At 55.9% G+C, this 23,973-nt stretch carries 23 protein-coding genes and 1 pseudogene; 11 read left to right on the top strand and 13 right to left on the bottom strand.

Annotation, left to right across the window (positions count from 1 at the left end):
* Nucleotides 1–126 precede the first annotated feature (126 nt).
* Nucleotides 127–984, bottom strand: a complete 858-nt coding sequence (ispE, locus tag WFO64_RS04430) for a 4-(cytidine 5'-diphospho)-2-C-methyl-D-erythritol kinase (protein ID WP_337009263.1) — start codon at nt 982–984, stop codon at nt 127–129.
* On the bottom strand, nt 981–1,604 hold the full coding sequence (lolB, locus tag WFO64_RS04435; RefSeq protein ID WP_337009266.1) for a lipoprotein insertase outer membrane protein LolB: 624 nt from the start codon (nt 1,602–1,604) through the stop codon (nt 981–983). Before lolB ends, ispE begins: the two co-directional genes overlap by 4 nt.
* 217 nt (nt 1,605–1,821) lie before the next feature.
* On the opposite strand from lolB, the gene hemA reads away from it, so the two are divergent.
* Genes hemA through kdsA form a run of 6 tightly spaced genes read left to right on the top strand, consistent with a single transcriptional unit; the run spans nt 1,822 to nt 7,143 of the window.
* The gene (hemA, locus tag WFO64_RS04440; RefSeq protein ID WP_337009516.1) at nt 1,822–3,078 is read left to right on the top strand and encodes a glutamyl-tRNA reductase; all 1,257 of its coding nucleotides are present in this window, start codon (nt 1,822–1,824) and stop codon (nt 3,076–3,078) included.
* Nucleotides 3,079–3,120: 42 nt separating this feature from the next.
* Entirely contained in the window at nt 3,121–4,203 is a 1,083-nt protein-coding gene (prfA, locus tag WFO64_RS04445) for a peptide chain release factor 1 (protein WP_337009268.1), read from the top strand.
* On the top strand, nt 4,203–5,036 hold the full coding sequence (prmC, locus tag WFO64_RS04450) for a peptide chain release factor N(5)-glutamine methyltransferase (RefSeq protein WP_337009270.1): 834 nt from the start codon (nt 4,203–4,205) through the stop codon (nt 5,034–5,036). The genes prfA and prmC overlap by 1 nt, the downstream gene beginning before the upstream one ends.
* A gap of 23 nt (nt 5,037–5,059) precedes the next feature.
* The gene (locus tag WFO64_RS04455; protein ID WP_337009518.1) at nt 5,060–5,452 is read left to right on the top strand and encodes a SirB2 family protein; all 393 of its coding nucleotides are present in this window, start codon (nt 5,060–5,062) and stop codon (nt 5,450–5,452) included.
* A gap of 1 nt (nt 5,453) precedes the next feature.
* Nucleotides 5,454–6,263 (top strand): invasion regulator SirB1, encoded by an 810-nt coding sequence (gene sirB1, locus WFO64_RS04460; protein ID WP_337009272.1) that lies wholly within the window; start codon nt 5,454–5,456, stop codon nt 6,261–6,263.
* A gap of 25 nt (nt 6,264–6,288) precedes the next feature.
* On the top strand, nt 6,289–7,143 hold the full coding sequence (gene kdsA, locus WFO64_RS04465; protein WP_337009274.1) for a 3-deoxy-8-phosphooctulonate synthase: 855 nt from the start codon (nt 6,289–6,291) through the stop codon (nt 7,141–7,143).
* 59 nt (nt 7,144–7,202) lie between these two features.
* On the opposite strand, the gene chaA is transcribed toward kdsA, so the two are convergent.
* The gene (gene chaA / locus WFO64_RS04470; RefSeq protein ID WP_337009276.1) at nt 7,203–8,294 is read right to left on the bottom strand and encodes a sodium-potassium/proton antiporter ChaA; all 1,092 of its coding nucleotides are present in this window, start codon (nt 8,292–8,294) and stop codon (nt 7,203–7,205) included.
* 373 nt (nt 8,295–8,667) lie between these two features.
* Here chaA and chaB point away from each other — a divergent pair, with 373 nt between their 5' ends.
* Together chaB and WFO64_RS04480 are read left to right on the top strand one after the other, a co-directional pair.
* Entirely contained in the window at nt 8,668–8,898 is a 231-nt protein-coding gene (chaB, locus tag WFO64_RS04475) for a putative cation transport regulator ChaB (RefSeq protein WP_337009278.1), read from the top strand.
* Nucleotides 8,899–9,124: 226 nt separating this feature from the next.
* Nucleotides 9,125–9,799, top strand: coding sequence for a gamma-glutamylcyclotransferase (locus WFO64_RS04480; protein ID WP_337009520.1), 675 nt, complete (start codon nt 9,125–9,127; stop codon nt 9,797–9,799).
* Nucleotides 9,800–9,870: 71 nt separating this feature from the next.
* On the opposite strand, the gene WFO64_RS04485 is transcribed toward WFO64_RS04480, so the two are convergent.
* From WFO64_RS04485 to WFO64_RS04520, 8 genes are all read right to left on the bottom strand, one after another.
* Nucleotides 9,871–11,298: a serine/threonine protein kinase gene (locus WFO64_RS04485; protein ID WP_337009280.1), complete on the bottom strand. Its 1,428-nt coding sequence runs from the start codon at nt 11,296–11,298 to the stop codon at nt 9,871–9,873.
* 44 nt (nt 11,299–11,342) lie between these two features.
* Nucleotides 11,343–12,296, bottom strand: a complete 954-nt coding sequence (locus tag WFO64_RS04490) for a hypothetical protein (protein ID WP_337009282.1) — start codon at nt 12,294–12,296, stop codon at nt 11,343–11,345.
* A gap of 14 nt (nt 12,297–12,310) precedes the next feature.
* Nucleotides 12,311–13,087 (bottom strand): PP2C family protein-serine/threonine phosphatase, encoded by a 777-nt coding sequence (locus WFO64_RS04495; protein WP_337009284.1) that lies wholly within the window; start codon nt 13,085–13,087, stop codon nt 12,311–12,313.
* Complete coding sequence (gene tagH / locus WFO64_RS04500; protein WP_337009286.1) at nt 13,084–14,220, bottom strand: type VI secretion system-associated FHA domain protein TagH; 1,137 nt, start codon at nt 14,218–14,220, stop codon at nt 13,084–13,086. Before tagH ends, WFO64_RS04495 begins: the two co-directional genes overlap by 4 nt.
* Before the next feature lie 36 nt (nt 14,221–14,256).
* On the bottom strand, nt 14,257–14,955 hold the full coding sequence (gene tagF / locus WFO64_RS04505; protein ID WP_337009288.1) for a type VI secretion system-associated protein TagF: 699 nt from the start codon (nt 14,953–14,955) through the stop codon (nt 14,257–14,259).
* Nucleotides 14,956–14,968: 13 nt separating this feature from the next.
* A complete protein-coding gene (gene tssM / locus WFO64_RS04510) occupies nt 14,969–17,083 on the bottom strand; it encodes a type VI secretion system membrane subunit TssM (protein ID WP_337009290.1) in 2,115 nt (704 codons plus the stop codon).
* Nucleotides 17,083–18,300, bottom strand: coding sequence for a type IVB secretion system protein IcmH/DotU (icmH, locus tag WFO64_RS04515; protein WP_337009292.1), 1,218 nt, complete (start codon nt 18,298–18,300; stop codon nt 17,083–17,085). Before icmH ends, tssM begins: the two co-directional genes overlap by 1 nt.
* A gap of 85 nt (nt 18,301–18,385) precedes the next feature.
* Nucleotides 18,386–18,877, bottom strand: coding sequence for an SH3 domain-containing protein (locus WFO64_RS04520; RefSeq protein ID WP_337009294.1), 492 nt, complete (start codon nt 18,875–18,877; stop codon nt 18,386–18,388).
* A 568-nt stretch (nt 18,878–19,445) separates the two neighbouring features.
* Here WFO64_RS04520 and WFO64_RS04525 point away from each other — a divergent pair.
* From WFO64_RS04525 to WFO64_RS04535, 3 genes and pseudogenes are all read left to right on the top strand, one after another.
* Nucleotides 19,446–19,670: pseudogene (locus tag WFO64_RS04525) on the top strand (SDR family oxidoreductase); the annotation flags it as partial.
* Nucleotides 19,671–19,810: 140 nt separating this feature from the next.
* Nucleotides 19,811–21,241 carry a YchO/YchP family invasin gene (locus WFO64_RS04530; protein WP_337009296.1) on the top strand — a complete coding sequence of 477 codons (1,431 nt, stop codon included), beginning with the start codon at nt 19,811–19,813 and terminating at the stop codon, nt 21,239–21,241.
* Between the two features lie 292 nt (nt 21,242–21,533).
* Nucleotides 21,534–22,763 carry a methyl-accepting chemotaxis protein gene (locus tag WFO64_RS04535; protein ID WP_442956125.1) on the top strand — a complete coding sequence of 410 codons (1,230 nt, stop codon included), beginning with the start codon at nt 21,534–21,536 and terminating at the stop codon, nt 22,761–22,763.
* A gap of 187 nt (nt 22,764–22,950) precedes the next feature.
* Here the strand turns inward: WFO64_RS04535 and WFO64_RS04540 are convergent, their stop codons facing one another.
* Both WFO64_RS04540 and WFO64_RS04545 read right to left on the bottom strand, forming a co-directional pair.
* On the bottom strand, nt 22,951–23,151 hold the full coding sequence (locus WFO64_RS04540; RefSeq protein WP_337009300.1) for a hypothetical protein: 201 nt from the start codon (nt 23,149–23,151) through the stop codon (nt 22,951–22,953).
* 102 nt (nt 23,152–23,253) lie between these two features.
* On the bottom strand, nt 23,254–23,748 hold the full coding sequence (locus WFO64_RS04545) for a MarR family winged helix-turn-helix transcriptional regulator (protein ID WP_337009302.1): 495 nt from the start codon (nt 23,746–23,748) through the stop codon (nt 23,254–23,256).
* Nucleotides 23,749–23,973 lie beyond the last annotated feature (225 nt).

Here is a 23,973-nt window from a genome sequence, read left to right on the forward strand (position 1 = left end):
TCAGGCTTTGCGTCCAGAGAATGAACGGCATGACTGTAACCGGCGCGTACGGTCATGAACGTTCACACGGGTGTGTTGATGCGAAAGGTGCAGCGTCCGGAACGTGGTGACACTGTCACGCATTCGCTAATCGCCTCGCAGGGTACGCTGTAGCGGCGAAACATTTACGCCCCGGGCTACAAATCCGCGCACCCCATTCGGGGCAAGCTCCAGCACCTGACGGGCAGCGGACTCGGTGTCGAATTCAGCAAACACACAAGCGCCCGTGCCAGTCAGGCGTGACGGCGCGTATTCTAGCAGCCAGGAAACAAGCTCATCAACCTCACGAAAACGTTTTCTTACCACTGCTTCACAATCATTGGCGAAGGGTAAGGCTAAAAGCGTCGATAAACTGCGCGATGGGGTATCGCGCGTCAGTTCGGGGTCGTTGAATATCACTGGGGTGCTGATGTTTACGCCGGGATGCGCGACAAGATACCACTTTTCTTCCGGCTCTGCGGGCTGAAGTTGTTCACCCACGCCCTGTGCAAAGGCCGCAAAGCCCTTAACGAACACCGGCACATCGGCGCCCAGCTTTACGCCGATAGCCGCAAGCTCATCCGGTGTGAAGCCGGTTTGCCACAGATGATTCAGCGCGACCAGCACGGTCGCCGCATCAGAAGAGCCGCCACCAATGCCGCCGCCCATGGGCAGCCGTTTCTCGATGGCAATCTGCGCCCCCGCGCGCGCGGGCAGGCGATGGTTGACCAGCGCCGCCTGCTTCAGCATGTTCGCGGCGCGCACAATCAGGTTGTCCGCATCCGCGACGCCTGCCACCGGTGTTAACAGCTGAATTGAATCGCTGTGATCAACGGTAATCTGCAACTGATCACCGTAATCCAGAAACTGAAACAGCGTCTGCAGGTTGTGATAGCCGTCGGGACGACGGCCGGTGATGTAGAGAAAAAGATTCAGTTTTGCCGGGGCAGGCCAGTGGGTGATCATTGAACGGTCCAGCCGTCCATACGCAGTTTAATCCGCTGATCACCCTCTTTCAGTTCCAGGCTGGACGGCAGCGGCGGGGTGACTTTGCTGTCGTAACCCGCGATAGAAACCTGCCAGTTCTGACCGTCGCGGCTATAGTTCAGGCTGCGTAGCTGATAGCTTTCGTTAAGCTGATAGTCGCTGGCATCGCCTGGCAGACCCATCATCCACTGGCGCAGGTTGGCCAGCGGGATGTTCATGCCGGTCAGCTGCGAAATCATTTTCTGCGCATCGTTGCTGACGTAGCGCTTGCCCTTGTTATCGACGATCTGCACCACTGAACCTTGTGCATCAAGCTGCAGTTCGGTACTGCCGAGCGGATTGGTCAGCAACAGGCGATAGCGATCGGGTGCGGTCTGCTGCCAGTTAAAGCGGGCATAGACTTTCTGCTTGTCGGAAAGGTAGGCAAAGGCACCGCGGGTCTGGTAGTGCGTGACCTTTGAGACCGCCTGCTGATGCTGTTGCCATTGTGGCGCGGTAGCGCTGGGGCCAGGCCCTTGCGGTTTATTGACGCTACAGGCCGCCAGCAGCACGCTAGCAAGGGGCAAAAGGCGCAACAGATTGCGTGGTGAATTAAGCATCAAGTGGTCATCTCCTCGGACACATTTATTATTCGTAACGGATAACGCTAACCGTCCCGGTTTTAACCGTCAATGCTGTTATGCAGCAAATTGAGCACGAACAGGTTAATCTTATTACAGTCATAGCCTTTGTATGGCTTTTCTTGATCTGCCGCATCTTGTAGAATGCGCCTCACAAAACCCTGACATTAATTGGGACATCCCAACCAAAACCGCCATGACGCTGCTCGCTCTCGGAATCAATCACAAGACAGCCCCCATTGCTCTGCGCGAACGTGTCTCGTTCGGGCCGGAGGTGCTTGAGCAGGCGTTAAACAGTCTGTTATCACAGCCAATGGTGCAGAGCGGCGTGGTGTTGTCCACCTGTAACCGGACTGAACTCTACCTGAGTGTAGAGCAGCAGGCCGATTTACAGGCGCGTCTGGTGAGCTGGTTATGCAATTATCATCAGCTGGATGAAGAGGATGTGCGAAACAGCCTCTACTGGCATCAGGATAACGAGGCGGTCAGTCACCTGATGCGCGTCGCCAGCGGACTCGATTCATTGGTACTGGGCGAACCCCAGATCCTCGGGCAGGTAAAAAAAGCGTTTGCCGACTCCTCACGTGGTCAGGCACTGAGCAGTGAACTGGAACGCATGTTCCAGAAAACCTTTTCTGTCGCCAAACGCGTGCGCACGGAAACTGATATCGGTGCAAACGCCGTTTCAGTGGCGTTTGCCGCCTGTACTCTGGCGCGTCAGATCTTCGAATCGCTCTCCTCGGTCAATGTGTTGCTGGTTGGCGCAGGTGAAACCATTGAGCTGGTGGCACGTCATCTGCGTGAACACCAGGTCAAAAATCTGATCATCGCCAACCGCACCCGCGAGCGTGCCGAAACGCTGGCGGCGGAAGTGGGTGCTGAGGTGATCACGCTGGCGGAGATCGATGCCCGTCTGGCAGAAGCCGATATTATTATCTCGTCAACCTCCAGTCCGCTACCGATTATCGGCAAGGGGATGATGGAGCGCGCCCTGAAAGCGCGACGTAATAAGCCGATGCTACTGGTCGATATTGCGGTACCGCGCGACGTGGAGCCGGAAGTGGGCGATCTGCCTAATGCTTATCTCTACAGTGTGGATGACCTGCAGGCGATCATCGAGCAGAACCTGGCGCAGCGCAAAGCGGCAGCGGTTCAGGCCGAAAGCATCGTAGTACAGGAAAGCAGCGAATTCATGGCGTGGCTGCGCTCACAAGGCGCGGTCAATACCATACGTGAGTATCGTTCTCAGGCGGAAGAGATCCGCGCTGAGCTGGAAGGCCGTGCGTTGCAGGCGCTGCAGCAGGGTGCCGATCCGCAGAAAGTCTTGCAGGAACTGGCGCACAAGCTGACCAACCGTTTAATACATGCTCCAACCAAATCACTTCAGCAGGCCGCCCGCGACGGCGATAATGAACGCCTGCAGATTTTACGCGACAGCCTGGGTCTCGATTAGGCACACCGCTGTCGCCACCTGTTACGGGAACCCCACATTTAAATGAAAACCTCTATAGTTGCCAAACTGGAAGCCCTGCAGGAGCGCCACGAAGAAGTGGAAGCGATGCTGGGCGATGCTGGCGTGATCGCCGATCAGGAGCGTTTCCGTGCGTTGTCACGCGAATATGCTCAACTGACCGATGTGACCCGGTGCTTCCGCGACTGGCAGCAGGTGCAGGAAGATATCGAAACGGCGCAGCAGATGCTCGACGATCCTGAAATGCGTGATATGGCGCAGGAAGAGTTGCAGGAAGCGCGTGAGAAGGGCGATGCGCTGGAGCAGCAGCTGCAGGTGCTGTTACTGCCCAAAGATCCTGATGATGAACGGGCCTGTTTTGTCGAAGTGCGCGCCGGAACCGGCGGCGATGAAGCGGCAATTTTCGCTGGCGATCTGTTCCGCATGTACAGCCGCTATGCTGAAGCGCGTCGCTGGCGTGTGGAGATTGTCAGCGCCAACGAAGGCGAGCATGGCGGGTACAAAGAAGTCATTGCCCGCGTCACCGGCGACGGCGCTTATGGCCGCATGAAATTTGAATCAGGCGGACACCGGGTGCAGCGCGTGCCGGAGACTGAATCACAGGGCCGTATTCATACCTCAGCCTGTACCGTGGCCGTGATGCCGGAAATCCCTGAAGCGGAACTGCCAGAGATTAATGCCGGTGACCTGAAAATCGACACCTTCCGCTCATCCGGCGCAGGCGGTCAGCACGTTAACACCACCGATTCTGCCATTCGTATTACCCACCTGCCAACCGGCATTGTGGTGGAGTGTCAGGACGAACGTTCTCAGCATAAAAACAAAGCCAAAGCGCTGGCGGTGCTGGGCTCACGTATTCACGCTGCCGAAATGGCCCGCCGTCATGCCGCAGAAGCCAGTACCCGACGCAATCTGCTGGGCAGTGGCGATCGTTCTGACCGTATCCGCACCTACAACTTTCCGCAGGGTCGCGTAACCGATCACCGTATCAACCTGACCATCTACCGTCTGGATGAGGTGATGGAAGGGAAAATCGACAGCCTGATTGAGCCGATTGTGCAGGAGTACCAGGCGGATCAGCTGGCGGCGCTGGCTGGTCAGGATTAATGGATATTCGTCACTGGCTGAAACAGGCCGTCGCTACGCTCTGCGGGGGTGACAGTCCGAAGCGTGACGCAGAGATCCTGTTAGGTTTCGTGACCGGTAAATCACGTAGCTGGTTGATTGCCTTTGATGAAACGCCGCTCAGTGACGAGCAGCTCGCGCAGCTGGATAGCCTGCTGGCACGTCGCGCCCGGGGGGAACCTGTGGCGCATCTGGTGGGCGAACGTGAGTTCTGGTCGCTGCCCTTACGCGTCAATGACGCCACGCTGATCCCCCGGCCGGATACTGAACTGCTGGTTGAACAGGCGCTGGCACATCTGCCCGAGACACCCGCAGCTATTCTGGATATGGGCACCGGCACCGGGGCGATTGCGCTGGCGCTGGCCAGCGAGCGGCCCGACTGTGAGGTGACCGGCGTGGATCGCATTGATGCCGCTGTTGAACTGGCGAACAGTAATGCGCAACAGCTCCGCCTCACCAACGCCACCTTTCTGCTCAGTCACTGGTTCCAGGCGCTGCCTCGGCAGCGATTTACCCTCATCGTCAGCAACCCACCCTATATTGATGCCAGCGATAGTCATCTGGAGCAGGGCGACGTGCGTTTTGAACCGCGCAGCGCGTTGGTAGCCGATGAATCGGGCCTGGCGGATCTGCGCACGCTGATCGAGCAGGCACCCGAGTGGCTGCTACCGGAGGGCTGGCTGCTGCTGGAACATGGCTGGCAGCAGGGCGAAGCAGTGGCCTCGCTGATGCAGAAAAATGGCTATCACGGCGTTGAGACCGTCCGTGATTACGGCGGCAACCCGCGAGTGACCTTAGGTCAGTTCCTCTTATAAAAGCGCTTTGAAAAGGATTCATGATGTACGCCTTTTATCCCCTGATTAAGAATCTGCACCTGTTCACGGTGGTGCTCACCGTGACGCTGTTTCTGCTGCGGTTTTACTGGCTGCGCCGTGGATCGGCGATGATGACAAAACGCTGGATACGCATCCTGCCGCACGCCAACGACACCCTGTTACTGGTGACCGGCGTCTCGCTGGTGATGATTACCCACTTCTATCCTTTCACGCCGCAAGGAAGCTGGCTGACGGAGAAGCTATTAGCGGTTATCATCTACATCGCCTTAGGATTTGTGGCATTGAGTCGCCGTCCACGCACTGATCGCACCCGCTGGATCGCTTTTCTGGTAGCGTTAATCGCCCTGGTGACCATCATAAAGCTGGCGCTGACCAAAATGCCGTTATGGGGATAGTATGACCTCGACCGAACAATTAGATTTCAGCCAGACCCCGCTGTGTGAAGCGGTGATTGGTGCCACGCTTGCCATCCGCGCCGATTTCCCGGCGTTGTCGGTGGAAGCGCAACTTGCGGCGTTAGTCGCCGAAGCGCGTGACTATGTCAGCCATACAGAAGATGCTGACATGCAGCTCGAGAAACTGCTGGAGCTCTTCTATCGCCAGTGGGGATTTGGCGGTGCCAGCGGTGTCTACAATCTTTCTGATGCGCTCTGGATCGACAATGTGCTGAAGACCCGTCAGGGTACGGCAGTGTCACTGGGTGTCATTCTGCTGCACATTGCCGCCGAGCTGGAACTGCCACTGATGCCGGTGATTTTCCCGACACAGCTTATTTTGCGCGCCGACTGGATTGATGGCGATAAGTGGATGATCAACCCGTTTAATGGCGAAACGCTTGACCGGCACACGCTGGAAGTGTGGCTCAAAGGCAATATCAGCCCGACAGCGCGCCTGTATGACGATGATCTCGACGAAGCCAAAACCGTCACCGTGATGCGGAAGATGCTCGACACGCTCAAAGCGGCGTTGATGGAAGAGAAGAAGATGGAGCTGGCGTTGAACGTCAGTCAGGTGCTGTTACGTATCGATCCTGATGATCCCTACGAAATCCGCGATCGCGGTTTGATCTATGCACAGCTGGAGTGCGAACATATCGCCCTGAATGATTTAACGTACTTCGTTGAACAGTGTCCTGAAGACCCGGTCAGCGAAATGATCAAAGTTCAGATTCACGCAATCGAACAAAAACAGGTCACGCTGCACTAAGCGGACCCACTGAAAAGGAAAGGGCATGACACAGAAAGTCGTGAGTATTGGCGATATCAACGTCGCAAACGATCTGCCATTTGTGCTGTTTGGCGGGATGAACGTGCTGGAGTCGCGCGACCTGGCGATGCGCATCTGCGAGCACTACGTCACCGTGACAAATAAACTCGGTATTCCTTACGTGTTTAAGGCGTCGTTTGATAAAGCGAACCGCTCCTCTATTCACTCTTACCGTGGCCCAGGCCTGGAAGAGGGGATGAAGATTTTCCAGGCGCTGAAGCAGACTTTCGGCGTAAAAATCATTACCGATGTCCATGAAGCCTCACAGGCGCAGCCGGTATCCGAAGTCGTTGATGTGATCCAGCTACCCGCTTTCCTGGCGCGTCAGACGGACCTGGTGGAAGCGATGGCGAAAACCGGCGCGGTCATCAACGTCAAAAAGCCACAGTTCGTCAGCCCGGGTCAAATGGGCAATATCGTTGATAAGTTCGCTGAAGGCGGCAACGAGCAGGTTATCCTGTGCGATCGCGGCAGCAACTTCGGCTACGATAATCTGGTTGTCGACATGCTCGGCTTTAACGTGATGAAGAAAGTCACCAAAAACAGCCCGGTAATTTTTGATGTGACCCATGCGCTGCAGACGCGCGATCCGTTTGGCGCGGCATCGGGCGGTCGTCGTGCGCAGGTGGCTGAGCTGGCGCGTGCCGGTATGGCGGTCGGCATTGCCGGTCTGTTTATCGAAGCGCACCCCGACCCTGAACACGCCCTGTGTGACGGCCCATCCGCGTTGCCGCTGGATAAGCTGGAGCCGTTCCTGATGCAGATGAAAGCAATTGACGATCTGGTGAAAAGCTTCCCGGAACTCGATACCAGCAAATAAGTTTGCTGCAAAAAAAGAGCGATTAATCGCTCTTTTTTTTCGTCTGAAATCCGGTGCTGTTACAGCATGATGGTCATCAGGTAACCGATAAACAACGCCAGATGGGCTGCACCGTTCAGCACATTGGTGCGCCCGGTCGAGAAAGAGATCTGACAGAGAATCAGTGACGCCATCATAATCACCATTTGCGGTGGCTCCAGCCCGAATATCAGCTCCTGTCCGGTCAGGGTGGCGATAATGGTCACCGCCGGCACCGTTAATGAGATGGTCGCCAGCACTGAACCAAAGAACAGGTTCATGGCGCGCTGCACCTGATTCATCAGCACTGCCCTAATCGCCCCCAAACCTTCCGGTGAGAGGATGAGCAGGGCTACCAGGAAGCCGGTAAACTGTGCCGGTGCATGTAAATCCGTGAGCAGGCTTTCCAGCGTATTGGCATTCATCTTGGTCACGGCAATGACCGCAATCAGATGCACAATCAGCCAGGTGGTATGCCAGATGCTGCTGTGCGCGGAGGGTTTACCATGATGCGGGTCACCATCGTCGCTTTCATCCTCATGCTCATAAATAAACAGGCTCTGGTGCGTTTTGGTCTGAATCAGCAGGAAAACGCCATACATTGCCGCTGAAATCGCCGCGATCAGCAGTGACTGGGTCACCGAGAAGTTACCGCCAGGAAGAGCGTTGGGAAACACCAGCACCAGAATCGCCAGTGGGAAGATAGCAATCAGATATTGTTTTACGCCCGCCAGATTAACGTACTGCGTCGCAAATTTATTTCCACCCAGCAGCAGCGCAAAGCCGACCAGCCCGCCAGTCACAATCATGACAATCGAATAAAGCGTATCGCGCATCAGCCCGGGTGCGGCATCACCGGTCGCCATCAGTGCCGAGATCAGGCTCACTTCCAGAATCACCACGGATAGACTCAGGATCAGGGAGCCATAGGGCTCACCGAGTCGGTGGGCCAGGACGTCTGCGTGACGCACGACACTAAAAGCGCTACTCAGAATGGCAATCAGCGCCAGTAAGTTGATACCGACCACGACCGGAAATGAGGTTTGAGCACCAAAAAAATAGAGTATACCCAGCGTGATAATGGGAAATATCAGCGAGAATTCCTTGTGACGTGTTTTTTCATGTGAAGGCATTCACCATCCTCTCTGGTTAATGATTATCCGGGCACAGCGAGTGCTGCTGTTAGAAATATAATCAGTTTTAAAGCAGGGCGCAGTTTATCTTTTCACCGGTCAGATCGGGAGAAATTTACTACTTTTTACTTAAAAGTAATATAAGGTCGAAGCAGTATTAACCTGATGTTATCTCAAATAATGCAATATTAATCAGTCTACAACACTTTCGACTTATCTATCTATCTGACCGATTTCCGTCAGAATGCTTGTTCAACATTGTTAGTTGTGTGCCTCGCTCAAGCATTCTGATTTTAAACTCTGATAAGTTGCTGTTTGTATTTTTGTTCTGTTGCACCAGGCTTAGTATGAATCCCTAAACTGAGGAGCAGTTATGCCTTACTCTACCCGAAGCGACTTACCTGACAGCGTAAAACACGTGCTTCCCGCGCATGCACAGGATATTTATCAGCAGGCATTTAACAGCGCGTGGCAACAATATAAAGAGGCTGAGGATCGACGCGGCGATGATTCGCGGGAAGAGGTGTCGCATAAAGTTGCCTGGGCAGCCGTGAAGAAAGAGTATGAGAAAGGTGATGACCTTAAGTGGCATCCTAAACGTTAACGCAGACGGTAGGCTGTTTACACCAAAGGGCCAGGATTACCTGGCCCTTTCTTTTGCTGGCGTTATCAGGTTTATCTGGTTTTTTTTAACCTGCGATCGGAATCACACTTGAAACCCCGCGCGGAAATAGATTAATGTCAATTTGATGAACGAAACGCAGCACCATTTTGGAGATCATGTTACAGGAGCCATTCTGCAGGACGCTGTTGACGTTGAGGAGGACGCATTGCTTACCCGGGAATTTCTATTAAAAGCGGATTGTAAAACGTCGTTCGGGGATATCGAAGAGACGCTGCTCTGGAGTGGTGAGCAGCGTGCGGCCTCGCTGGCAGCCACGCTGGCCTGCCGTCCCGATCACAACCCGGTTTGGATCTTTGGTTACGGCTCGCTGATGTGGAACCCGATTTTTGAGGCAGATGAAGTGGCATCCGGTTCGCTTGAGGGCTGGCATCGCGCTTTCTGCCTGCGGCTGATTGCCGGACGTGGCACAGCCACGCATCCCGGCCGCATGCTGGCGCTGAAGCAGGGCGGCAGAACCAGTGGTCTGGCGTTTCGTCTGCCGGAAGATCGGCTGCATGAAGAGCTGGCGCTGCTGTGGAAGCGTGAGATGATCACCGGCTGCTATCTTCCTACCTGGTGTGAATTACAGCTTGAGGATGGCCGCAGCGTCACTGCGCTGACTTTTATTATGGACCCACGTCATCCGCTCTATGAATCGGACTCCTGCCCGGAGGCGATTGCGCCCTTAATCGCGGCGGCAAGCGGCCCGCTAGGTTCGAATGCGCAATATCTTTTTGCGCTGGAAGAGGAACTCACCCGACGTGGCATGGAGGAGGAGAGTCTGAGCCGGCTCGCGCATCAGGTGCGAATGCTGCAGCAATCCTGCCTGAAACAGGCCTGAAACAGGCCTGAACAGGGTCAGAAGAACAGAAAAAGGGCGCGACGCCGTCGCGCCCTTTTTCGATCTGGCGGCTAGTTACCGGGATTAATCAGCCAGGTGCCGGGCTTATCGATGGTCAGAGATTGTGTGTGCATCTCACTGCCATTCTTAACGTCAATTTTGTACTGTCCCGCCGCCAGATTCAGCGCGGCAAATCCGCTGCTGCCAGGTTTAACTTCGACGGGTTGTCCGTTAAGCACCACGCTTTCCCCGCTTTCCAGCTTAAGATAGACCGTCGCCAGCGCGGCGGGCACGGCGGCCCTGGGCGGGGTCGATGCGGGTACCTGGGTCGCTGCTGCGTGGTTGTTGACCAGATCCGGCGTCGCGCTGTGACGATTAGCCAGCCAGATGGCGACGACCACTGCCAGAATGGCCACGGCAGCCAGGCCCAGCATTGCCGGCGACAGTTTGCGCATCGGGCGCGGTGTGACAGGTTCAGCAGAGGCGGCGGCATGATTCATCGCGATTACGATCGGCGGAGCAGCCTCAGCCGGTTCCTCGATCGGCAGAGCCGGTGGCTCGCCAGGCACCGGGAAGCTATTAACCACTGCTTCCACATCACTGACCGGCAGATCAATCAGCGCGGCAAACGCATCGATTGTTTGTGGGCGATCGCCGGGTTTCATTGCCAGCGCGCAGTCAATGGCATGTAACAGCGGCAATGAGTAGCCTTCTGGTTGACGTTCCACCAGCGGCTGATAATTATCTTCAATGCAGCGCACCACGCTCACCGGCGGCGGATTACCGGTAATCAGGCTATGCAGCACCGCGCCCAGAGCGTAGATATCGGTCCACGGTCCCTGTTCAACTTCACCCTCTTCGCTGTACTGCTCAATGGGCGCAAAGCCAGGTTTAAGCATGATTTCCGTTTCGTCAGAGAGGTTGCCAATCTCTTTACGCGCCGAGCCGAAGTCCAGCAATACCGGCAGCTGGTTCTCCTGAAGCTGAATGTTGTCGAGCGAGATATCGCGATGCAAATAGCCGGCCTGATGGATGGTGCTGATGGCCCCCAGCAGCGGGGGCAGCAGGCGGCGGATCCAGGCTTCAGAGATCGACTCAGGGCTGGTGACCTGCCACTCTTTCAGCGTCATGCCGCTGTAGAAGAGCGTGCCCATATAGGCCGTGCCGTTCTGCTCCCAGAAGCGCAGCACGTGCAGCAGTCCGGGATGATTAAAGCGGGCCAGCAGACGCGCTTCCTGAATAAAGCTGTTCAGACCTGCATTAAACAGCTTCTGGAAACGCTCACCGCGCAGCTCTAACGTTAAATCGGCGGCACGCACTGCCAGCGACACCGGCATGTACTCTTTGATGGCTATAGTGCGTTCAAGCTGGTGATCCCACGCGCGATAGACGATGCCGAAGCCGCCGCCTCCGATCACTTCCTTGATCTCAAACTCATTGAAACGGTATCCGTCAGGCAGGGCATTTGGAACAGTTTTCGGATTATCATTTGCCGACATAGTGAACTCTCTGAACACGGCCTGCTCGCCAGGCTGCGCGGTAATTAATTGATGTTACGCCAGGCACCAATGGCAGGATCAACCAGATCCGCGTGCAGGGTGTCGATGAGTAACACATTCACTTTTTGCTGTGGCATGAAATAAGGCGCCCACTGGTGGCGCAAAGTATCGACTTGCGATTTCACAGCGTCAGCATCCTGCTGCGCAGCATTCTTATCCATCTTTATTAACAGGGCACCATTGAAGCGCCAGACATGTTGTCGGGCATCAAAGGGCAGCACCAGCCAGCTATTGGTAGCATCCGGGCGAGTCACAATCATGCGCTGATTATTCGCAGCGATAACCTCCAGCTTGCTGTCCGGGATCGTCAGGTTGGCGATGGGATAGCCCTGATAAAAGGTGACAGCAACCGGCGTGGCGTGATCCGGGGTTACCAGCGTCAGTTCACTTTTTCCTTCTGCCCAGCCATCGGGCGAACACTGTTGCTTATTGACGTCCGGGATAAACAGAGTCTGGGCAGTTTCATCCCAGGCGGTACGAAAATGGCAGCCGCTGGGGAGATCAAAATGTTGCAGCGGCGTGCTGTTGGCGGGCCGTGACAGATCGAGCGGTGCGGCATTGCTATCACTGGCACTGGCTGTGGCATCCGCCATCACGATAGGGCGCCAGTTCTGTAACTTACTGGCGCTGCCGCTAGCCAGTACGCCACCTTCTTTGTTGGTCATCTGCCAGGGCAGCTCGTCCAGCAAGCCGCACTGATTCGCAAGCAGGGTGCCAACGCGCGGTAAAAAGGTAGTCAGTACTGCCGAATCCTTACTTTTGCCGGAGACAATGCGCAGCGGCAGCGTCTCTTTACACCAGTCGTCAGGCGCTTTACTCACCACGTTATCGATATAGACCTCCAGCGCCAGGCTGGGGGAATAGACCACACGATAATTTTCTGCCTGGGCGTGAAAGGCAATCAGCAGAGTGATGATGCCGGGCAACCACAGTTTCATAAGGATCCTTGGAATCAAAAACGAGGCGGCAGGAAGCGCGCCGAATCAGCCAGTGAATAGAGCAATGTTGCCTCCTCCGGCTCACCAATCCAGACCGCCAATGCGCTGAGATTATCTTTCTTAACATTGCGGCTCACCGCCTGTTCCATCAGTGCCAGCCACTCTTCGCAGGCATTCACCATACGCAGCGCCTGTTCCATTTCATCACTGGTCAGATTCAGCCAGAAACCATCGGTGCAGACCAGAAAGGCGTCGCCATCCTCCAGTGCCATCTCTTGCGAGAAACTCACTAAGCGAGACGGTTCTGCACCGAGCGCATTATAGAGTAAATTACTGTTAATACCGGTATTTTCATAGCCCGCTTCTTTCAGTTGCTGGGCAAGACTGTGATCACGCGTCACCTCGTGAAGCACTCCGCGCCGGAAGTGATAAACCCGGCTGTCACCAGCATGCGCCCACCATGCGCGCTGTTTTTCCCGGTCAATAAACAGGGCCGCTAGGGTGGTACTCATGCGTGAAAATTTCGGATTTTTACCCTGTGCCTCATGCAGCGCTAAGCGGCACTGTTCAATCGCCTGGCGGGTTATCTCCGGTGTAAAGTCGGCGTTCGCCTGTAACTGGCTCAGCAGGGTGTCGCGCACCAGCTGCGCCGCCATCTCGCCGCCGGGCAGACCGGCCACGCCATCACAGACGACAAAACAGGCTTTGCGTTCATCCAGCTCTGCGCCGGTGCGATCCTGATTCTCATCGCGTAGCCCCTGCTGGCAGCGGCTGGCAAAAACGATTTTCATGCTTCATCTACCCGCGTCTGAGAGTCCTTATACTGATTCACCTCCATGTCATAGGCATGAAGAAAGGCCTCGCCAAACAGGGTATGGAAATCATCTTCGATTTCGCCAGCAGTACGCTGGTAATTACGGATAAAGTAGTCCCACATTGCCGCCTTTTTCGCGGTGGAAAAAGGCAGTTTAGAGACGACGCCATCAGCGCGTGCCTGCTCCTCCAGCCGTTGAGGATTAAAGGATTGCAGCATCGCGGCAATAATGGCGCGGATACCGGCAATCATGCCCAGCTGGTGGGCCTGAAGATCGACCAGCGCATCGCGCACCGCCTGTTCCGGCGGCATAAATCCGGGCATCTGGCTCTGATACATCTGCATCAGCACGGTTTTGCCAGAGGGGAGGATCTTGAACGGGTTGTTAGCCTCATTCAGGATCATCGTCATGTCTGCTTTTACACCGCGCTTGAGAATCGATCGCGATGAGAGCAGCGCTACGGTGCCCTGGGAAAAGAGGCTCAGCATCCGGCCAGTAATACGCATCTGCTCTTCGTCAACCGGCGTGGTGTGACCGTTGCTCAGTCCCATACCGTCCAGCAGTGCGGCGATCAGCCGATCCTGCTCCACCGGCTGTACCACCAGCGCCCGACGCGGCTCACTGGCCTGCGGATCGATCGCCAGCCGCGCATCATTGTGGCGCTCAAGGCGTGAAGCAGGCACCTCATTGACCAGCAAGCGGTCCTCAACTTCATGATGTTCGTGAATGCCTAGCGGATTCGCGGGCTGAGTGCTGTCGCCAGCAAACAGCGCTAGCGGATCGCTCTGCGTGTCGTGGCAGGCGGGGTCTCGCACTTCCAGCGCATAGTCACCGATTCGCAACGCATCGCCATGCTTCAGCAGAACCTGCATGCCGCGACCCAGGCTAATGCCGTTATGCTCCACTGGCGTCACGCTACCCTGGTTGGTCAGGCGGCACTCCCCGTCATGCGACAGGTGAACCAGCGCCTGCAGACGCGAAATGGCCCGCGTCTCGTCTGGCAGCACCAGATCGTTATCCTGACTGCGGCCAATGGTGCCGCCAGGCGGTTGAAACGCGACGCTTCTGACCGGAACATCCGTAGTGCTTTGCACAATGGTAAATTGCATGAGTTATCCCAGATTAAACGGCAAACGCATCAGGCCTCACTCGAACATCGGAGGATAGAGGCCATTACGTCCCGGCTGAGAACCTGCCGCCGGGTTAAACAGTAACGAAAACAGTTGCGCCGTGAGGTTGCCGCTGTGCTTGTGGGTCGCATGGGCAAAGCCATCACTGCGGTTGCTCCACCAGTAGCTCATATGCTGCTGAGGATCGAAACGTTCAGCCACTTCACGCCAGCTCAGCGTGCAGGGCAGATCCTGAAAACCGATCACATCCATGATTTCAGAGGGCTTGCGGGCGGGCACCAGCAGCGGCGGCACTGAACGTATCTGCTGCTCTAGCTGCTCGCCGTTCAGCGGCGTCTGAACCGCCCGTAACAGTGTTGCGCCCAGATCCTGAAACCAGTCACCGGAGATGGTCAGCTGAGCCGGATGCCACTGAGACAGCGGAAAGCTGTGCAGTGCCAGCAGCGGCCAGGCGCGTCCGACGCGGTCACAGGAGGGCAGTAAACAGCCCATCTGTATCTGTGGTCGTGTCGCGGTAACCGGCAGAACAAAATTCCACACCGGCGCATGAAGAAAGTTCGCGCTGTACGACCAGGCCTGCTGATGCCAGTGCATTAATCCTTGCTGGAACCAGTGATTCCACGGGCTAATCTGTTGCTCGCTCAGCCGACGGTGCAGAAAGTCACCGGTTGACGGCAGCTTGCCATACCAGCCGGGGGCCGTGTAAGCAGCCATGTTCACCTCACCATTACTCGCTATGCGAGTGTGATCGCGGGACCGGATGCAGAGGCGTACCCGCCAGCACGCCGTCCGCCTGGCCCGCAAGGTTCAGATTTTCCGCCAGCTTGCGCATCATCAGGGCATTATCACGTGCATAAGGCGACGACTGAATTTGCTGATCCAGTAGCTGGCTCAGGTGCCAGTCGAGCTGCTGCAGATCGCGGGCGTTTATCGTATCGGGCAATGAACGCTGTAAATTTTGCAGCAGCCAGGCCCGTAAAAATTCGCCATCATAATTACGCGGTTGATAGAGCATCTGATAGGCGCGCAGCGCATTGCGGCTATAGGCGTTATCATTCCCCGGATCGTTGCGCAGAATGTTGGTGATCTGCTGCGCCACACGCGGCAGCAACAAAGACTTAAGCGCATTTTGATAAAGCACCCAGGCGGCATCGCTGACCTGACTCCCACGATATAAACCAGCCCGCATAGTAAGCGGCGGATTATCGAGAGAAAAACGTTCCGACAACGGCAATTTCACGAGGTTGTTCAGAAAGGGTAGCAGATCAAAAATATTATCAGCAGGTTGATGTATCACCTGCTGACTTTGCTCACGGATGGCCGGTACACGCGCGGCAATCTGTTGCAGATAATGTTGATTCTGGTAGTAACTGATACCCCATAGGCTGGAGGCGATCAGCAGTGCGCCCGCCAGTACGCCGTAGCCAATCCAATGGAACAGTTGATTGCGGTGCTCCCAGCGACGGTTACTGCCGGCCAGGCCACTTTCTTTAAAAATCAGATCGCTGAGCAGGTCACGAATAAAGAAGCTCTGACCTTTGTTGCCCGGAATCGGACGATTACGGTTAACGCTGTCCCAGGCCGCAATTGAGTGCTCCCCCGCCTGGCGCAACTGCAGTTTGCGGCTCAGTTCACCCATGACCCGATCAAAGGGCAGGCCTTCCTGGGTGCCGCTGGTGAAGAACAGGCCCCGCGGGCTCCAGGCAACCGCATCCTGATGGTCAGAGAAAACGATATCAAGATATTCATTCAGTAGCGGACGCAGCGAGGCGAACTCCTGCGGGAACAGGAAGCACTCAGCGCGCTCGTTAAGGTCGCGCTCCTGGCTCATCTGCTCCGCCAGCTGCTGCTGCAATTGTTGTTCCAGCCGCTGAAACTGCTGACCAAAATGGTGATGCCAGTCATCTTTGTGCGACTTGCTCAGCTCACGGTTGAACGTGAAGCCCCAGATGGCGTCACGCCGTGCTTTATCCATGGAGCCGAAGTAGCTCATAAAGCCCTTGAGCAGATCGGTTTTTGTCACCATCACATAGACCGGAAAATGAATACCGGTCTGCTGATGCAGCTCCGCCATGCGCTCGCGTAGCGCGCTGGCCTGGGCGAAACGCGCTTCGGCAGAATCACTCAGCAGATCGGCGACGCTGATGGTCATGATCACACCGTTAATCGGCTGACGGGTGCGATAGCGTTTCAGCAGGTTGATAAAACTATGCCACTCCGCGGCATCGCGCACGCGCTGGCTCTCCTGCAGGGCGTAACGGCCAGCAGTATCAATCAGTACAGCACTATCAGTAAACCACCAGTCACAGTTGCGGGTACCCCCGACGCCGCGGACAGCACTTTTGCCCAGTGTATCGGTCAGCGGGAAATCGAGGCCCGCATTAAACAGCGCGGTGGTTTTACCGGCACCCGGTGCCCCCATCAGCAGATACCAGGGGAGCTGATAGAGGTAATTGGCGTTAAAGCGTGAGAGCAGGCTCCCGCTGTGACGACGGCCAAACTGGGTGCGTTTGAGCTGCATCGCGGCTTCACTGAAGCGCTGATTGAGCCGCTCTTCAGTCATCTGACGTTCCGCCGGATCGTCGTTGCCCGCCAGCTGGAGCTGGGTCAGTAAGCGGCTGTTAAACCAGGCGCGATAAAGCGACGGAATCAGCTGGAACAGGATCCAGAGAAAGTAGAGGGCGGTTACGGTGAGCTGGCGAGGCAGCACAGGTTCCAGGGGACGCGCTTCACCCCATGACCAGAACGGCCCCAGCATCCAGATCAGACAGCTCAGCGCCGTGACGCCAATAAAGCTCCACAGCAGGCGATGCGTTAGCAGCAGGCGAAGAGAAGCGCGCATTATTGTGCTCCTTGATGATTACTGAGCGTTTCAGGCGCGGCAAACAGGGTGATTTCAACGCGGCGGTTGCGGGTCCGGTTTTCGCTGCTGTCGTTAGGCAGCAGCGGATCGCTGTCACCGCGGCCTTCAGAGCGTACCGTATGACCGCCCTCGAGCTGCAACTGCAACAGCTGGGTAATCGCACGGGCGCGGGCAAATGAGAATTCGTAGCTGGAGGCAAAACGGCTGTTATCCACCGGATGGTCGTCGGTAAACACGGAAACCAGAATGGTCCCTTTGACATCTTTCATCGCAGTTGAGACGCGGGCAAGCAGCGCGCGGCCCACCGGATTGATCACCGTGCCCTGCTCGGCAAACAGTTTGTCTGCGGGGATGATCACTTTGCTGCCAAAGGCACCATCACTGACTTCGAGCTGCCCGGCAGCTATAACATCATTGAGGCGCTGACGCAGGTCGAGCAGCGCCTGCGGGGAAGAGGGGCGGCGTCCAGCGGTAATCTGCGGCAGCGGCGTCTGATAGATGGTGCGCAGCAGCGGTTCGGCGGCAATACCAAGCCGCCAGTTCAGGCCACTGTAGATCAGGCACCCGACCAGCGCGACCAGCATGGCACAGGCCCAGAGCGGCACCATTGGGCGGGCAAGGGTGCTCACCAGCGCATGCACCTCGACCAGTGGCATTTTCGGTGTCTGGTACTGGGCACGCGTCTCATCAATGAGGCTTTTCAGGCGTTCGCGGATACCGTCCCGCTGTGCGCGGCCATTTTCGCTACCGCGGTAGCGGCCTTCATAGCCCAGCAGCAGGCAGTATTGCACCACTTCCAGCAGCCAGAAATGTTGTTGAGGGCTTTGTGAAATGCGGGACAGCAGCTGAAAGAATTTTTCGCCGCCCCAGCTTTCATTGTGGAAGGTGACCAGCATGCCGTTTCCAGACCAGACGCCGCGCGTGCCCCAGGGGGTTTGCGCCGCCGCTTCATCCAGCGTGCTGCAGATGCAGTAACGTGCGCCGATAATCATTTCAAACGGCAATCCTGCCTGTTTACAGCGCTGTTCAAACTGGCGGATTTCATCAATCAGAGACTGGCGCAGACCGGCAGGATCGTCATGGGTCGCTGCCTGACGAATTTGCACGACCGCGTTCAGCAATGGCGCCGCAGCCTGAAGTAATAGATTCTCATTGCCTGAGGGGGTTGCCTCACGCGCAGGGGATTCCACAGTCATTAATTCGTGATCTTCCAGCCAATGGCAAATCCCTTTACCCGCAGCCCAGGACGGTACTGCGGGCAATATGCGCCGGATTTCATATTCAGTCTAAGATCCAGGTCGCGGTATCGTTAGTCCGACAGGCTTTGCTGGCACCGCCGACGGCCACACAGACCTGTTTCGTTTTACGCGGACGGGGACGATCGCTCTGCACCGTGGCATCGTAACGACTGCTCTCTACGCCCGCTTTTAACGGTACATAACCGATTAGCGGGCCGTCAGCCTGGTCAGCAATCGCCAGCCAGCTGTGTTCCACATTACCTAATACTTCAAACGGCTTGCCCGTGTCGAGATAGCGAACCACTTTGCCACCATAATCAGGCGAGGTCATCACTGAGGCACCGTAGAGCGCACGCCAGGTCTGATTGACCGGTTCAAATTCAGTCGGTGCCGCGACAGCGTGTCGATGGACCAGTTTGACGCCGTTTATTTCGCTAGTGACCAGCGTATCGTCAGTGACGGGCGGCGGCGGGGCCTTACAGCCTGCCAGGGTGAGTACCGCCAGCAGTGTTAACGCAAGACTCTTTTTCACCATGTTCCTCGTGATCTCATCAAAGTATCTGCATATTGCCAGGCCCAATGCCTGAAAACGCCGTTTATCGCGCCGCACCGTGCCAATTTTCTGTTTTTCAAAAAAAGGTCAGATTACATCAGGATAGTACGTGTTTAGTCTACCTAAGACTTTTGAGAATTCAAACCATTGCACCCACTGCCGATGCATGATAGCAGGCGCTTCGGGGGTGGGCGGCGGTGTCAGAAAAGCGCCACACAATGTGATAGTTAAAGCGAACTGAATTATCGCAGAGACAAACTGGTTGAGAACATTGCCGCGCATTCTGACATGCAATGGATTCGATTGGAAACTATTAAGTTTTTCTAATAACTCGTTGCTGGTAAATTTTATTTCCCAACTCAAATAATCTTATCAAAATCAGAATTTACGCGCCTGTTTTACCCCCCTGTTTTTCGGAAAGCGGCACGCCTTTTGCTTAAAAAAGGTTTTAATGAGGGGAGATGAGTAATCTGTGATGCACTGACCTCGTACTGAACAAGAGTTGACCGGGGAAGAGCCTGCCATTGGCCCGGCTTTGGAAGAAGGTGGGGGTGAGACCCTCCGCAGCGAGGAGAAACCCTACGGCAAAGGAGAAATGATGACAGAGTGGGTGAAAGTATCACGCTGAAGCGAAACGGTCAGCCCGAAGATGTCGCCGGACTGGTGGCGTTTCTGGCCTCAAACGATGCGCTATCTCACCGGGCAGATCACCAATGTGGATGGGGGTTTAATCTTCTCCTTTAGCGTGCCAGGGATCGCCGGGCCTGCGGTATAACAGGCCATTTGAGGCCAGACTTTTCTGTTATATGCACAATTTGCTTCTGCTGTCCTGCATCGCCGTCACAATATGTTAAGGTAGTTGCTGATGATTTTAATCTTTATTGCAGCGACAAACTAATCAACGTGCCGGGTGACATGATACGGATAACAGGGATTCTCTCTTTGATTGCGCTGTCGCTGACTGCCACGCAGGGCGCCCACGCATTTCAGTCCGAAACGACGGTGTCAGAGACGCCCTTCGACGATCCTGCGCGCTACAGCCAGGCTCTGCCCACGCTTGGCGGTGCCAGCGATCAGGATGAAGAGTGGAGCAAAAAGCTGGCGACCGTCGCCAAAAGTATTGGTGAGGCCAGTAACAGCGACAGCAATGCGACATTTGGCCAGCAGGCAGGTGTCTGGGCGTTCAATCATCTGCGCGATGAAGTGGCCAATCGGGTAGAAAGTAAAGGGCAGTCACTGCTATCGCCTTACGGCACCGCGCAACTTGACCTGAAAGTCGACATGAACGGCAACTTCACGGGCACCGGTGGCGATCTTTTCAGCGCACTCGCCGATGAAAATAGCCTGCTCACCTTCAGTCAGCTTGGCCTGCATGATACCGGTGATGGTCTGGTCGGCAATGCGGGACTGGGACAACGCTGGGACGTCGGTGACTGGCTGCTGGGTTACAACGGCTTTGTCGATCGCGTATTCAGCAGCGGTCTGCAGCGCGCCTCGGTGGGTACAGAAGCCTGGAGCGATTCGATGCGGCTCTCTGCCAACTACTATCAGCCGCTTTCCGGCTGGAAAAATCTAAGCGATACGGAGCAGCAGCGTATGGCGCGCGGCTATGACATTACCAGCCAGAGCTATCTGCCATTTTATCGTCAGTTGGGCGTTTCAGTAAGCTATCAGCAATATCTGGGTGAGAATGTCGATCTGTTTAACAGTGGCAACCGCTATCACAATCCCTCCGCCATGTCGTTTGGCCTCTCCTACACCCCTGTGCCGCTGGTGACGTTATCTGCCACTCACAAAACCAGCAGCGCTGGTGAGAGCCAGGATCAGCTGGGGCTGAAACTCAACTACCGCTTCGGCGTGGCGCTGCAACGTCAGCTCGATGCCGGTAACGTGGCAGAAGCGCACTCTCTGCGCGGCAGCCGTTACGATACCGTAACCCGCAGCGATACACCGGTGCTCTCATTCCGTCAGCGTAAAACGCTGTCAGTGTTTCTGGCGACCCCGCCCTGGCAGTTAAGCAGTGGTGAGAGTCTGCCGCTGAAGCTGCAGGTGCGCGCCAGCAATGCTATCAAGGCGGTGAGCTGGCAGGGCGATACGCAGGCGCTGAGCCTGACGCCACCGTCTGATAATGCCGATCCGCAGGGCTGGAGTGTGATTTTACCGCAGTGGGATTCGTCGCCAGACGCCAGCAACGAATATCGTTTGTCGGTAACACTGGAGGACAGCAAGCAGCAGCGAGTGACCTCTAACTGGATCACCCTGAAAATTGAACCACCCATGGGCATGGATGACTCTCCTCAGAACGATCGATATGATCTGATGGCACCCGGTGGCACAGCACTGTAGCGGGCATGGCGACGCACGCTGGCGCCGTACTGCGCCCCTTGCCGGACGTGTTTGCCCCGATTGCAGACAGGGCAATCCTGCACCATGCCAGCCGTTACGTCATGTTGCAATCATAAGCCGCAACTATCACAGCGATGTATAACGCGCGCCACCGGTATGCCGATAACTACAGCAATTCCAACTTCTTCTGGTCCTGCTAATGCGTCTGAATGTACTGAAACACTTTCTCCCTTCTTTTTTTCGTCAGCGTGGCCTGCAGTCTGCCGCGTCATTCCGGTCGCTGGGACGCGCTATGGCCGTTATTGAGTTCACGCCCACTGGAATTATTCAGAAAGCCAGTCCGCTGTTTCTGGCGACCATGGGATACCGGGCGGACGAAATCGTGGGTCAGCATCACAGCATGTTCTGTCCGGCTACACTGGTTAACTCACCAGAATATCACCGTTTCTGGCAGCGGCTGGCGGCTGGCGAAAGCTTCAGTGACAAATATCTGCGGCTGGCGAGCGGCCTGCGTCCGGTCTGGCTTGAAGCGAGTTATATTCCGGTGACTGACCGACGCGGCAGGGTATTCAAAATTATCAAAATTGCCGCAGATGTTTCTGAAAGAATGCAGTCATCCCTGGAGCAGGAGTCGATCATTAATGCGATCAGCCGCTCTATGGCGGTGATCGCATTCAGTCCTGACGGGCAGGTGCTGGAGGCAAACAACAACTTTCTCAAGGCCACCGGTTATCAGGCTCATGAGGTGCTGGGACAGCACCACCGATTATTCTGTTCGGAGAGCCTCTCTCAGAGCGACGAATACCGCCAGTTCTGGGCGCGGCTGAATCAGGGCGAATTCTTCTCGGGTCAGTTTCCCCGCCTTAACCGGCGTGGCGAACCGCTCTGGCTCAGGGCGACCTACAATCCGGTGTTCAACAGTGACGGACAGCTTTACAAAATTGTTAAATTCGCCACCGATGTTACCGATCAGGTGCTGCGTAATCAGCAGGAATATGACGCGGCGTTAAAGGCCTGGAAGATGGCTGTGCAGACGCGAGGAAGCGCACAGGCGGGGGCGGATGTTATCGAAAACAGCATACAAATGATCAGCCAGATTGCCGCAGAAATGAGTGTTGTTTCGGCGGATGTCTCGCGCCTGAACAGCCAGTCTGACAGCATTGATGGCATGGTTGAAACCATCAGACGTTTTGCTATGCAGACCCGTCTTATTGCACTGAATGCCGCCATTGAAGCGGCGCGGGCAGGCACTTCGGGTCGCAGTTTTGCCGTGGTAGCGGCAGAAGTTCGTAACCTGGCTGCCAGCGTCAGTAGCGCGACCGAAGAGATTGAACGGGTGGTGGCGGGTAATCATCAGCTGGCCAGAGAAGTGCTCCGGGGAATTGAAACCTCACTGGCGAGTACCGGTCAGGGCGTTATGCTAATGCGTGAAGCGGGAGACGTGATTGCCAGCATCCAGAAAGATTCAGAGCGCGTGGAGAGCGCCGTCAAAGAGGTTGCCCGGGCAGCACACGGCGAATAACGGCGCTTAAGCCGACTGGATAAAAGCGCAGTGGATAGGGGGCCTGAAGAAAGAGGATTAACAGCAGGGTGCTGTCCTGTTAACCGGGGGCGCCCGGTTGCACCCGGACTTTCTGGGCATTGTGTAGACGAAACTCACAAGTTGTTCAGGCGACCAGAAAGCCGTCGTACAGCACGGCTATAGCCCTTCAGCGAAGCATGGCCATCACGATACGCACCGCTCTGGAGTAGACTTCTCTCTGGCCATTGACCGAGCGCGCTTCCTCATGTTTCAGGAAGGCCACTATTTCCGGTATTCCTGCCGTCTTGCCTGATTTCAACAGGCTTGACACAGCACGCCCCACAGCGGCATAGATTTCATCCATATCAGCCGGTTTATCACTGTTCAAAGACCACTCCAGTGCAACAGTTTTGCTTAACAGCACCTGAATGGGCACTGTTCAGGTGATTGAGCTTTTTCAGCCTATCTGCACTTTCATGACAAGCGGGCATCATGGTAAAGCCTTAAGCAGCTTTTCCCGCAGCGTGGCTACCTGAGTCGTCAACTCACCCAGTTCACGACAGGGGGTATCCATCACCGAGACCATTTCCGCAGGAACACCGGCCGCCGCGACTTGAAGCTGGCGGCCCTGTTCTGTCAGAGAGATCAGTACCCGGCGCTCATCATGTCCGGTGTCACGCTGGCGGCTGATAATGCCCGCGCTTTCCAGACGCTTCAGAAGCTGACTGAGCGTGCCGGAATCCAGCCTGACGCGCGCACCGATGTCAGAGACGGTGAGGCGATCTTTTTCCCACAGCACCAGCAGTACCAGATACTGGGGATAGGTCAGTCCCAGCGGTTTCAGCCGCGACTGATAGAGCTTTGTCATGGCAAGCGACGCAGAATAGAGCGCAAAGCACAGAAACTGATCGATGGTTTCAGGCGCTGCACTGGCGGGCTCCGCATCAGCGATCCTCGCAGTTTCATCATTCATATCTTTACTCATTCTGAGTTCGGGGCGGCGCAGCCAGACGTCAGCCGGTTTGCCCGCCGCGAAGTCTGGCTAACATTGTCTCGGAGAGGGTGGTTACGGCAGCATCTCGTTACAGGCGTAAGACAACAGGCCTTCAGGCGCTATTGCGGCGGGCGAAAAAGCCTTGAGCTGAGCACCCGATTGAAAGGCGTCACAGTATTGAGTCAAATTAAATTGAAGTCAATACAACTGGCCGCA

This window comes from Pantoea sp. AS142, from assembly GCF_037152305.1.
Classification (GTDB): domain Bacteria; phylum Pseudomonadota; class Gammaproteobacteria; order Enterobacterales; family Enterobacteriaceae; genus Pantoea.